Source organism: Luteimonas sp. S4-F44 (genome assembly GCF_022637415.1).
Lineage (GTDB): Bacteria > Pseudomonadota > Gammaproteobacteria > Xanthomonadales > Xanthomonadaceae > Luteimonas.
In genome coordinates, this window is record NZ_CP093340.1 from 3,447,221 (window position 1) to 3,459,298 (window position 12,078).

11 protein-coding genes are annotated in these 12,078 nt (G+C 70.4%); 8 read left to right on the forward strand and 3 right to left on the reverse strand.

Going from position 1 to position 12,078, the window contains the following annotated elements:
- Positions 1–94: 94 nt before the first annotated feature.
- The 5 genes from MNO14_RS15585 to MNO14_RS15605 all read left to right on the forward strand — a co-directional run bounded on the left by MNO14_RS15585 (position 95) and on the right by MNO14_RS15605 (position 3,201).
- Positions 95–955: a lipid-binding SYLF domain-containing protein gene (locus MNO14_RS15585; protein ID WP_241944588.1), complete on the forward strand. Its 861-nt coding sequence runs from the start codon at positions 95–97 to the stop codon at positions 953–955.
- 96 nt (positions 956–1,051) lie between these two features.
- Entirely contained in the window at positions 1,052–1,279 is a 228-nt protein-coding gene (gene tatA / locus MNO14_RS15590; protein ID WP_241944589.1) for a Sec-independent protein translocase subunit TatA, read from the forward strand.
- Between the two features lie 23 nt (positions 1,280–1,302).
- Positions 1,303–1,767, forward strand: coding sequence for a Sec-independent protein translocase protein TatB (gene tatB, locus MNO14_RS15595; RefSeq protein WP_241944590.1), 465 nt, complete (start codon positions 1,303–1,305; stop codon positions 1,765–1,767).
- Positions 1,751–2,509: a twin-arginine translocase subunit TatC gene (gene tatC / locus MNO14_RS15600; protein ID WP_241944591.1), complete on the forward strand. Its 759-nt coding sequence runs from the start codon at positions 1,751–1,753 to the stop codon at positions 2,507–2,509. The genes tatB and tatC overlap by 17 nt, the downstream gene beginning before the upstream one ends.
- A complete protein-coding gene (locus MNO14_RS15605; RefSeq protein WP_241944592.1) occupies positions 2,506–3,201 on the forward strand; it encodes an RDD family protein in 696 nt (231 codons plus the stop codon). Before tatC ends, MNO14_RS15605 begins: the two co-directional genes overlap by 4 nt.
- Before the next feature lie 14 nt (positions 3,202–3,215).
- Here the strand turns inward: MNO14_RS15605 and MNO14_RS15610 are convergent, their stop codons facing one another.
- From MNO14_RS15610 to MNO14_RS15620, 3 genes are all read right to left on the reverse strand, one after another.
- Positions 3,216–4,124, reverse strand: a complete 909-nt coding sequence (locus MNO14_RS15610; RefSeq protein WP_241944593.1) for a hypothetical protein — start codon at positions 4,122–4,124, stop codon at positions 3,216–3,218.
- Positions 4,125–4,244: 120 nt separating this feature from the next.
- Positions 4,245–4,985 (reverse strand): glutamine amidotransferase, encoded by a 741-nt coding sequence (locus tag MNO14_RS15615; protein ID WP_241944594.1) that lies wholly within the window; start codon positions 4,983–4,985, stop codon positions 4,245–4,247.
- Positions 4,986–5,133: 148 nt separating this feature from the next.
- Positions 5,134–6,939, reverse strand: a complete 1,806-nt coding sequence (locus MNO14_RS15620; RefSeq protein ID WP_241946365.1) for a GspE/PulE family protein — start codon at positions 6,937–6,939, stop codon at positions 5,134–5,136.
- 107 nt (positions 6,940–7,046) lie between these two features.
- Between MNO14_RS15620 and glyQ the strand changes: the two genes are divergently transcribed.
- The 3 genes from glyQ (at position 7,047) to MNO14_RS15635 (ending at position 12,078) form a co-directional block, all read left to right on the forward strand.
- Complete coding sequence (gene glyQ / locus MNO14_RS15625) at positions 7,047–7,967, forward strand: glycine--tRNA ligase subunit alpha (protein WP_241944595.1); 921 nt, start codon at positions 7,047–7,049, stop codon at positions 7,965–7,967.
- Positions 7,968–8,082: 115 nt separating this feature from the next.
- Entirely contained in the window at positions 8,083–10,200 is a 2,118-nt protein-coding gene (gene glyS / locus MNO14_RS15630; RefSeq protein WP_241944596.1) for a glycine--tRNA ligase subunit beta, read from the forward strand.
- 63 nt (positions 10,201–10,263) lie between these two features.
- Positions 10,264–12,078 (forward strand): autotransporter assembly complex family protein, encoded by a 1,815-nt coding sequence (locus MNO14_RS15635; RefSeq protein ID WP_241944597.1) that lies wholly within the window; start codon positions 10,264–10,266, stop codon positions 12,076–12,078.

Genomic DNA, 12,078 nt, shown 5'->3' on the forward strand with positions numbered 1-12,078 from the left:
AACTCATGCACGATTCATGGCATCGTCACTAGCCTGAATCGGCCGCTCCGCGCGGCGTTGCGCGTTCGCCCCTTCTTAGTCTCCGGAGCCCTCCATGCGCCTGTCCCCGCGTCGTTCTCTGCTGGTCGCCGGTCTCGCCGTCGTACTTGTCGCAGGTCCCGCTTTCGCCGGTCCGCAGGAAGAGGCGCGCGCCCGGAATGCGGTGCGCGTGCTCAACGAAATCCAGGCGATCCCCGAGTCCGGCATCCCGGACAAGCTGCTCGACGAGGCCCGCGCGATTATCGTGATCCCCGACACCGTCAAGGCCGGCCTGGTGATCGGCGGCCGTCGTGGCCACGGCCTGCTGTCGGTGCGGACCGCCGACGGCACCTGGTCCAACCCGGCCTTCGTCAAGCTCACCGGCGGCAGCATCGGCCTGCAGGCGGGCGTGCAGTCCTCGGACGTGGTGCTGGTGTTCCGCAACGAACGCAGCCTCGAATCGATCGTCAACGGCAAGTTCACGCTCGGCGCCGATGCCGGCGTTGCCGCCGGCCCGGTGGGCCGCAATGCGGCGGCTCTGACCGACGGCCAGCTCAAGGCCGAGATCTGGTCGTGGTCGCGCGCGCGCGGCCTGTTCGCCGGCGTCGCGCTCGATGGTGCGGTGCTGTCGATCGACGACGAGGCCAATGTCGCGGTCTACGGCAATACCACCACGCCGCGCGCGATCCTCGAAAACCGCCCCGGCCAGGAACCGTCGGGCCCGATCGTCGATTTCCGCGATCGCCTGGAAGAAGCCAGCGCCACCGCGCGTGTGGCCCGCGGCGGCGCCGCGGTCGCCCCCCGCGCCGCGCAGCCGGCGCCGCCTATCCACAACGTGCCCGAAGCGACCACGGTGCCGGTGCAGTCGCACGATCCGGCCCCGCAGCCCTTCGAAACGGTCAACGACCAGCCCGCCCAGGTCGAGCAACTGCCGTAACCCAGCGGAGGGGCCGGCGACGAGGAGACGCGTGAGGCCGGCAGGTGTGGCCGGTGCGCTATCCTAGCCGTCCACTCGAATCAGACTGGTCCCGCCATGGGCAGTTTCAGCATCTGGCATTGGCTCATCGTCCTGCTCGTCGTGCTGCTGGTGTTCGGCACCAAGCGGCTGCGCGGCGCCGGGCGCGACCTCGGCGAGGCGGTCAAGGGCTTCAAGAAGGGCATGCACGACGACGACGTGCCGCCCGAGCGTCTCGATGACCAGTCGCGCGAGTCGGAGTCGGCCGCCGACCGCGCACGACGCGAAGACCACACCCCGCGCTGATCGCGGGATCGACGCGCGCGACGATGTTCGGGATCGGGTCCGGCGAACTGCTGATCATCGCGGTGGTCGCGTTGATCGTGCTCGGCCCGGAGCGATTGCCCAAGGCCGCGCGTTTCGCCGGGCTGTGGGTGCGCCGCGCGCGCACCCAGTGGCATTCGGTCAAGGCCGAACTGGAACGCGAACTCGAGGCCGAGGAGCTCAAGCGCAGTGTCCAGGACGCGCAGCGGTCGATCGCGGATGTCGGCACCCAGTTGCGCGATGCCCAGAGCAAGGTACGTGACGAGTTCGACGCCGTGCGTCGCGGCGCCGACGAACTCGCCGACGAAGCCCGCCGCGTGCCGGACACGCCGGCCGTGACCGAGGCGCCGCTCTCGCCCCCGCCCGCCGACGAGGCCGAGATGCCTGCCCTGCCGCCGGGCGCGATCGCCGCCGATCCGACCACGCCCCCGCGCGTCCCCCAGGAGGCCGGCGATGGCGCGGCACGCTGACGACGACGCAGGTGAGGGCAGCCTGGTCGATCATCTGATCGAGCTGCGCATGCGGCTGATGCGCGGCCTGGCCGGCACCGGCATCGTGCTGCTGGCCTTGCTGCCGTTCGCCAATCGCCTGTATGGCCTGCTGGCCCAGCCGCTGCTCGACAAACTGCCCGACGGCGCGCATCTGATCGCGGTCGAGGTCGCCTCGCCGTTCTTCGCGCCGCTCAAACTCGCCTTTTTCACCGCACTGGTGGTGACCATGCCCTGGCTGCTGTACCAGGCCTGGGCGTTCGTCGCGCCGGGTCTGTACAAGCGCGAGAAGCGCCTGGCGCTGCCACTGCTGGCCTCGGCGGTCGGGCTGTTCTACATCGGCTGCGCGTTCGCCTTCTTTTTCGTGCTGCCTTCGGTGTTCCGGTTCCTGACCCTGGTCACCCCCGATGGCGTGGCGATGATGACCGACATCAACGCCTACCTGAACTTTGTGCTGGTGATCTTCCTGGCGTTTGGCCTGAGCTTCGAGCTGCCGGTGGCACTGGTGATCCTGGTGCTGCTGGGCTGGGTGACCACCGACCAGTTGCGCGAGGCGCGCGGCTACGCAGTGGTCGGCGTGTTCATCCTGGCGGCGGTGATCACGCCGCCCGACGTGGTCTCCCAGCTGATGCTGGCCGTGCCGATGTGCCTGCTCTACGAGGCCGGCATCATCGCGGCGCGGTTGCTGGCGCCCAAGCCCGGCCCGCTGCAAGACCGCGCATGAGCGCGGGCGCGCCGACGTCGCTGCCGCGCCGCTATGCGGCCTGGTCGCTGGACGCGGCCGCAATCACGGTGGTCGTCGTCGCGTTGTTGCATCGCCGCCTGTGCGCGGGCCTGGCCGCCTGCGGCGAGGCGCTCGACGCACTGAGCCTCGCGATGGCCGGCACGATGGCCGACGCCGCCGACCGCGGCATCGCGCCGGCGGCGCTGGCGCGGACCTGGTTCACCGATCCTGCGCTGCACGCCGCGGTCGGCCAGTTGTCGTTCGCGGTCAGCGCTTGGCTGCTGCCGCCGATGCTGGCGTTCGCGCTGCTCGCGCTGGTCTGGTTCGCGGGATTCGAAGGCTCGCGCTGGCAGGCGACCCCGGGCAAGCGCCTGCTGGGCCTGCGCGTGGTCGACGACGACGGCCTACCGCCCAGTCCGGCGCGCGCGGCGCTGCGTCAGGCCGCGGGCCTGCTGTCGTGGGCCAGCCTCAACATCGGTCACGCGTTGGCCGGGCTCGCCCCACGCCACCAGGCGCTGCACGACCGCATCGCCGGCACCCACGTGGTGCGCATCGATGCGCGGCCGATGGCCCTGCCCGTGCGGCTGTGGCTGGCGCTGCAGTTGCCGGCCTGCTTCCTGCTGCTGGCCTGGCTGATGCACGCCGTCGACCGCAGTGTGACCGCCGCGCTGGACGCGACGCTGGGGCTGTAGCCGCCCGCGCCTGGCTACAGCTCGATCGTTGAGCCCGGGGCCGGTCCGGCGGGCGCCGCGGCATCGCCGCAGATGTCGCGCCACATGAAGTACATCGCGCCGAACATCACCACGTACAGCACCAGCAGCAGCACCAGGTACATGGGCAGCACCAGGAACGCGCCCAGCGCCGGATGCAGCAGCCCGGCGACGATCGTCACCAGCGACGCCACCACGCCGAACACCAGGACCAGCGCAACGCCACCGGCCATCGCCAGCGCAGCGATCACCAGCACCGGCAGCACGTTCTTGAGCGTGGCCATCACGCCGTCGCCGAACGCGGCGAACACGCTGCGCCCGCCGAGCGCGACCTGGCCCAGACCGATCGCATAGATCGTCGCATAGAGCATGCCGAACAGCAGGCCCAGCGCCATTAACGGGCCGATGCCCGCCGGCGGCATCGGCAGCTCGGGCGGCGCCGACGGCGGGCTCTGGCTGGCGCCCATCTCCTGGGTGATCGTCATGATCTCCATGTACCACTCCGGCACGCCTTCACCGAACAGGCTGACCAACGCATAGAACGTGGCGATGTAGAGCGCGCCCATCAGCAGGCCGAACCCGACCAGGCGCCCGGCGCCGATCGAGAACACCGAGAACAGATCGCCGGGTCGTGCCGGCCGGCCCTGCTCGACGGCATCGATGACCCGCAACACGCCGCCGATCAGCAGCGGATAGACCAGGATCGAGAGCAGCGAGATCGCGCCGATCACCATCAGTTGCGACTGCGCGTCGAGCCCGAACGCGAGCTGTAGAACCAACTGCAGCACGCTGGGCAGCAGCGCCAACAGCGACACAATGGCCACTGCGCCGTACACCGCCCGGGGATTGCCGCGGCCGACGTTGACCGCCTGCACCAGCCACTGCCAGCCGTGGCCCGCTCCCACGCTCCGAATCGTCATCCCACTGCTTCCCATTCCGCACATGGCGTCATGCCACAAGGCCGGTCATCGTACTGCAGTGCCGATGCACGCGGCGCGCAGACGGCGCGGCGGCGGGCAGCGCCGCTACCCGGCCGGTGGCCCCGGCAGCCGGCCGCAAACGGCCGCAAAACGTCGCAGCACCGTGCGCGCATGCGGCGCGGCCCGCACCGCGGCCAGCATCACCGCCGGATCGGCGCCCTCCTCGCGCAGCGACTGCGCCCGGGCGCGGATGTAGCCGCGCATATGTGTGGCACTGAACTCGGGATGGAACTGCACGCCCCAGACCCGCTCGCCCCAGCGGAAGGCATGGTGCGGCTCGAGCGCCGAGCGGGCGAGCGGCACCGCGCCGGCGGGCAGCGTCAGCACGCTCTGCAGGTGCGTGGCCTGCGCGGTGAACCGCGACGGCAGCCCCCTGAACAGCGGATCGTCGCGGACGGCGGCCAGCGTTTCGATCTCCACCGTGCCCATCTCGCGCCCGTGGGGATTGGCGCCGACCTCGCCGCCGAGCGCATGGGCGATCAACTGGTGGCCATAGCAGATGCCCAGCAGCGGCCTGCCCGCCTGCGCGGCATCGCGCAGCCAGGCCGCACTGCGCTCGCTCCAGTCGGCGCGGTCGGTGACCATTGCGCCCGAGCCGGTGACGATCGTCGCCCGCACCGCGTCGATCGGCGGCAACGACGCACCGCCTTCGACATCGACCACCGCGACCTGGTCGCACGTCAGCCCGGCGGCCACCCGGATCCAGTGCGCGAAACCGCCGTAGCGGCGCATCGACGGAACGGGCCGTCCGGTTTGCAGAATCAGAATGGGGAGATCGGGCGCCATCGTGCAGTGGGGACGTGGGAGAGGCCGCAAGCGTAGCGACTCGGCGCGGGAAAGCGGCCCCGCGCCCAGCGTCCACCCGTCCAGACCGCCATGCACCGTTCACGAGGGACGGGGCGATGCGGCGTGAGGGCGGCACGAACCGCAACGCCTACTCGCGTGGCGGCAGCACCGTCATCACTTCCTCGACCGTCGTCAGCCCCTGCGCGATCTTCTCCGCGCCGGCCAGGCGCAATGTGCGCAGGCCGGCGCCGACCGCCGCGTGGGCGAAGCCGGCCAGCGACATCTCCGGCTGGATCAGTGCGCGCAGCGCCGGCGTCACCGGCATCAGTTCGTAGAGACCGACGCGCCCCAGGTAGCCGGTGTTGCGGCATTCCAGGCAGCCGACCGGACCGCAGGCCTGCGACGGCGGTGGCGGGCCGTCGGGGCCGACCAGCGCGTGCCAGCCGTCCGGGTCGACTGCGCGCGCGGTCCGGCAGTGCGGGCACAGCGTGCGCACCAGGCGCTGGGCGAGCACGCCGTTGAGCGTGGACGCGATCAGATAGTGCGGCAGGCCCAGGTCGAGCAGTCGCGTCACCGCCGACGGCGCGTCGTTGGTGTGCAGCGTGGAGAGCACCAAGTGGCCGGTCAGCGCGGCCTGCACCGCCATCTGCGCGGTGTCGAGATCGCGGATCTCGCCGATCATGATGATGTCCGGGTCCTGGCGCAGCAGCGTGCGCACGCCCTGGGCGAACGTGAGGTCGATCGCGGCGTGCACCTGCATCTGGTTGAGTTCGACGGCGACCATCTCGATCGGGTCCTCGACCGTGCACACGTTGACGTCGGGCGTGGCCAGCGCTCGCAGTGTCGAGTACAGCGTCGTGGTCTTGCCCGAGCCGGTGGGCCCGGTGACGAGCACGATGCCGTGTGGGCGCTGCACCAGGTCGTTCCAGGCCGTCTCCTCCCCCGCGTCGAAGCCCAGCTGCGCGATCGTCTTGAACGCGGTATCGGGATCGAAGATGCGCATCACGCACTTCTCGCCGAAGGCGGTCGGCATCGTCGACAGGCGCATCTCCACCTCGCGCCCACCCGGCGAGCGGGTCTTGATGCGGCCGTCCTGCGGCCGTCGGCGCTCGGCCAGGTCCATGCGCCCAAGTACCTTGATGCGGCTGACCGCTGCGGTCATCACCGGCGGCGGCATTTCGAACACCTTGTGCAGCACGCCGTCGATGCGGAAACGCACGCGGCCGACGTCGCGGCGCGGCTCGAGGTGGATGTCCGAGGCGCGCTGCTCGTAGGCGTACTGCAGCAGCCAATCGACGATGTGCACGATGTGCTGGTCGTCGGCGTTGACGTCGCCCGAGCGGCCGAGTTCGACTAGTTGTTCGAACGACGGCGCACTCCCGCCGCCGTCGCGCAGGTCGCGCGCGCCGCGCACTGAGCGCGTGACGCCGAAGAACTCCATCGTGTAGCGGTGCAGGTCGAGCGGGTTGGCGACGACCAGGTCGATGTCCCGCCGCAGCAGACGCTGCAGATCGGGCAACCAGTCGAGCGCCAGCGGTTCGCTGGTCGCGATGCGGGCATGCTGGGGCGTGACCTCGACCGGCAGGATGCGGTGCCGGCGGGCGTAGGCGTGCGAGACCAGATCGGTCACGTCAGCCACGACGATCTTCGTCGGATCGATGCGCAGATAGGCGTGCCCGGTGCGCTGCGCCAGCCATTGCGTCAAGGCCTCCAGGCCCAGCTCGCGCCCGGGGCGCAGCGCCGAAGGCAGCTTGAGATTGGCCAGCAGCACCAGCGGATGCACCGCCTCCAGGCCGCGGGTCGCGCGCCCGCCCACGCGCGCGCGCTCGGCGTCGGCCGGTGCCAGCAGGCCGTCGGCGACCAGCGCGGCGACGACCGGCTCGAACGTCAACCGCCCGATCGGCAACCGCGCGACGGGCGCGCCGGCCTTGTGGCCTGCGGGCGGCGGCGGCATCCGGGGTTCGTTCAAGCCTGTTCCCTCCGTGGCCGCAGCCGCCTGGCGCGGCGGGCGGCATGGCGTGGACCGCTATACTAGCGCGCCGCCGCCACGCCCTATTTTCGATGACCGGACCGACGTTCCAGGAGCTGATCCTCACGCTCAACGCCTACTGGGCCCGTCAGGGCTGCGTGCTGATCCAGCCGCTGGACCTGGAGGTCGGCGCGGGCACCTTCCACCCGGCGACGTTCCTGCAGGCGCTGGGCCCCGAGCCGTGGAACGCGGCGTACGTGCAGCCCTGCCGCCGCCCCACCGACGGCCGCTACGGCGACAATCCCAACCGCCTGCAGCGCTATTACCAGTACCAGGTCGCGCTCAAGCCCAATCCCGACAACATCGTCGAGCTGTACTTCGGCTCGCTGCGCGAGCTGGGCATCGACCCGCAGGTGCACGACCTGCGGCTGGTCGAGGACAACTGGGAATCGCCGACGCTCGGCGCCTGGGGCCTGGGCTGGGAAGTCTGGCTCAACGGCATGGAGGTGACCCAGTTCACCTATTTCCAGCAGGCCGGCGGACTGGAATGCCGTCCGGTGCTGGGCGAGATCACCTACGGTCTCGAGCGGCTTTGCATGTATCTGCAGAACGTCGACAACGTGTTCGACATCGTATGGACCCATGGCCCGGACGGCACGCCGGTCACTTACCGCGACGTCTACCACCAGAACGAAGTCGAGCAGAGCACCTACAACTTCGAGCACGCCGACGTCGCCGAGCTGTTCCATCGCTTCGACCACTGCGAGGCCGAGGCGCTCAAGCTCGTCGAGCTCGGGCTGCCGCTGCCGGCCTACGAGCAGGTGTGCAAGGCCAGCCACAGCTTCAACCTGCTCGACGCGCGCCGCGCCATCAGCGTCACCGAACGCCAGCGCTACATCCTGCGCGTGCGCACGCTGGCCCAGGCGGTCGCCAAGGCCTATTACGCGCAGCGCGAGAAGCTCGGCTTCCCGCGGCTCAAGCGCGACCCCGCGCCCGCGGACGCCGCGGCCTGAGCCTGCCCCCGATCCGCTGCGCATCACGACGTTCCATGATCCGCCGTCCGGCGGTCGACACGGCCCTCCCCCGCACCGCGGGCACGGCGGGCGAAGAGAAAAAGGGTCCTTCCGCATGACCGACACCAAGCCCCTGCTGATCGAACTGGGCACCGAAGAACTGCCGGTCAAGGCCTTGCCCGGCCTGGCCCAGGCGTTCTTCGACGGCGTGATCGCGGCGCTGGACAAGCGCGGCATCAAAGTGGTCCGCGGCGATGCGAAGCCGCTGTACACGCCGCGGCGCCTGGCGGTGCTGCTGCCCGGCGTCGCCGCCGAGCAGCCCGAACAGCGTGGCGAAGTGCTGGGGCCGTATCTCAACATCGCGCTCGATGCCGACGGCCAGCCGACGAAAGCCCTGCAGGGCTTCGCCGCAAAGGTCGGGGTCGACTGGACCCAACTGGAGAAGACCGCCGACGCCAAGGGCGAGCGCTTCGTGCACCGCACCGCAAGCGCTGGCGCAACCACCGCCGCGCTGCTGCCCGAGGTGCTGCGCGAGGCGATCGCGGCGATGCCGATCCCCAAGCCGATGCGCTGGGGCGCGCATGCGTACGCGTTCGCACGCCCGGTGCACTGGCTGGTGGCGCTGCACGGCGATGCGGTCGTGGAGGCCGAACTGTTCGGCGCACGCGCCGGTCGCGACAGCCGCGGTCACCGCTTCATGCACGATGCGCCGGTGGCCATCACCGCCCCCGGCGACTACGTCGAGGCGCTGCGCGCAGCCTCGGTGCTGGTCGATCCCGATGTCCGGCGCCGGGCGATTGCCGATGCGGTCGACGCCGCGGCGCGCGCGGTTGGCGGCCAGGCGCGCATCGAGGCCGACAATCTCGAGCAGGTGAATTGCCTGGTCGAATGGCCGAGCGCAGTGGCCTGCACGTTCGAGGCCGAGTTCCTGGCCGTGCCGCAGGAGGCACTGATCGCGACGATGGAAGCGAACCAGAAGTTCTTCCCGGTGCTGCGCGACGGCCGGCTGACCGAGTACTTCATCGGCATCGCCAACATCGTCTCCAAGGACCCGGCGGAGGTCGCCAAGGGCTACGAGCGGGTGATCCGTCCGCGCTTCGCCGATGCCAAGTTCTTCTTCGACGAAGATCTCAAGCAGGGCCTGTCGGCGATGAACGAGGGGCTGCGGACGGTGACCTACCAGGCCAAGCTCGGCAGCATCGCCGACAAGGTGGCGCGGGTGGCCGCGCTGGCCCAGGTCATCGCGCCGCAGGTCAGCGTCGACGCCGCACTCGCGCAGCGCGCGGCGGCGCTGTCGAAGGCCGATCTGCAATCGCGGATGGTCGGCGAGTTCCCGGAACTGCAGGGCATCGCCGGCCGCTACTACGCCCGGCACGACCCGGCGCTGGCCGGCCTGTCGGACGACGACCGCAGCGCGTTGGCGGACGCGCTCGACGAGGCCTGGCAGCCGCGCTTTGCCGGCGACGACATCCCGCTTTCGGCGCTGGGCAAGGTGCTGGCGATCGCCGAACGCCTGGACACCCTGGCCGGCGGTTTCGCCGCAGGCCTCAAGCCGACCGGCAACAAGGACCCGTTCGCGCTGCGCCGCACCGCGCTGGGACTGGCGCGCACACTGATCGAGAGCGGCTTCGATCTCGACCTGCACCAGCTGCTCGCCGCTGCGGTCGAGCGCGTCGGCGCGCTGCCGACCGGCAAGGACGGCGCCACCGCGTCGGCCGATGCGGGCGAACTGTATGACTTCGTGCTCGAGCGTCTGAAGGGCTACTACGCCGACCGCGGTGTGCCGGCCGCGCACCTGGCCGCGGTCGCCGCGCTGCGCCCGGGCTCGCTGTACGACCTCGACCGGCGCATCGATGCGATCGGCACGTTCGCGCAGTTGCCCGAAGCCGCCGCGCTTGCCGCCGCCGACAAGCGCATCCGCAACATCCTGCGCAAGGCCGACGACGCGATTCCCGGCGCCGTGGACGCGGCGCTGCTGCGCGAACCGGCCGAAGCGGCGCTGGCCGAAGCGGTCGCGGCCGCGCACGGCGAGACCGGGCCGGCGTTGGCCCAGGGCGACTACGTCGCGGCGCTGACGCGGCTGGCGCGGCTGCGTCCGCAGGTCGATGCGTTCTTCGACGCGGTGATGGTGAACGCCGACGACCCGGCGCTGCGCGGCAACCGCCTGGCGCTGTTGCAGGGGCTCGCCGACCGGCTGGGCAGCGTCGCGGCGATCGGCCACCTGTCGGCCTGAGTACCACGCGAACGGGGTCGCAGCGTTAATCGACTCTTGACACGTACCGGGTATCCTCGCCGGATGCCCCGCCTTCCGTTGTGCCTCGCCGCCGTCGTCTTCGTCTTCTCGTCGGCCGCGGCGCAGGCCGCGCGTGTCGATCGTGTCGATATCTCGGGCCTCGATGAGGAAATGACCGAGAACGTGCGCGTCTCGCTGGCCCTGCACGATGCGATCGGCAAGGACGTGTCCGGGCGGCGCATGGCCTATCTGATCCGCGAAGCCGAATCGCAGACGCGCAAGGCGCTCGAGCCGTTCGGCTACTACTCGCCGACGATCGACGTACAGCGCGAGCGCAAGGACGACGTCTTCTCGGTGCGCATCGTCGTCGATCCCGGCCAGCCGGTGCGCGTGCGCAATCGCGATATCGCGATCATCGGTCCCGGCGGCCAGGACCGCTACCTGGCGCGCGACCTGGCGAGCTTCGTGCCCGGCGAAGGCGGCGTGTTCAACCACGCCGACTACGACGGCAGCCGCAACCGGCTCAGCCGCCGCCTCAGCGAGCGCGGCTACTTCGACGCCGAGTTCGCATCGCGCCGGGTCGAGATCACCCGCGCCGACCACGCCGCCGATATCGACCTGGTGTGGACCAGCGGCGAGCGCTACAACATGGGCCCGACGACCTTCAAACAATCGCCCGAGCCGGTGGTCAACGACGCGCTGCTCGAGCGCTTGGTCTACTGGGACGAAGGCAGCTACTACCACCAGGGTCGCCTCGACCGCCTGCGCACGTCGCTCTCGCGTCTCGACTACTTCTCCACGATCGACATCGAGCCGAAGGTCGAGGACGCCAACGCCGAGCGCGAAGTGCCGATCGAGGTGTCGCTGACGCCGGCCAAGCGCAGCATCTACACCTCCGGCGTGAGCTACGGCACCGACAGCGGGGCGGGTATCCGGCTTGGCGTCGAGCGCCGCTACGTCAATATGCGCGGCCACAAGGCGCTGGCGCAGCTCGACTATGCGCAGCGTCGCAAGACCCTGACGCTGCAGTACCGCATCCCCGCGTTCGCCTGGCTCGACGGCTGGTACACCGCCAGCCTGCAGGCCGCCGACGAGCAGACCGACTATATCGACAGCCGCCGCGTCGAACTGGTCGGCAGTCGCAGCGGCCAGTACAACGACCGTCTGAACCTGATCGCCTCGCTGCATCTGTTGCGCGAGCGCTGGGCGTACGCGCCCGAGGAAGATCCCAACGCCCCGGTCGATCCGGACGACGAGTTCGCCGGCGCGCTGTACCGCTATGCCACCTTCGCCTACCCGTCGCTGCGCGCCGAGTACATCGACGTCGACGACCGGTTGTTCCCGACCGCGGGCATCGGCGGCTCGGTGATGCTGCGCGGTGGCATCGAGGGCGCGGCGTCGGATGCGACGTTCACCCAATTGCATGCGCGCGCGAGCTGGTTCCACGGCATCGGCGAATCGAGTCGGTTGATCGTGCGCGGCGAACTCGGCCACACCTTCACCAATGCGCTGGTCGCGATGCCGCCCAGCCTGCGTTTCTACGCCGGCGGCGACCGCAGCATCCGCGGTTACGACTGGCGCGAGGTCGGACCCCGCATCCCCGCGCGCGACGGTCGCAAGGCCTATGCACTGGGCGCCAAGAACGTGATCACCGCCAGCGTCGAGTTCGAGCGCTATTTCACCGAGACGATCGGCGCGGCGGTGTTCGTCGACAGCGGTGATGCGTTCGACGGCAGTTCGCCGAACTGGCGCACCGGCGTGGGCATTGGCGCGCGCTACAAGTCGCCGGTCGGCCCGTTGAAGCTCGACATCGGTCGCGGCCTCGACAATCCCGATTCGGCGTTCACGATCGGCCTGAGCATCGGCGCGGAGTTCTAG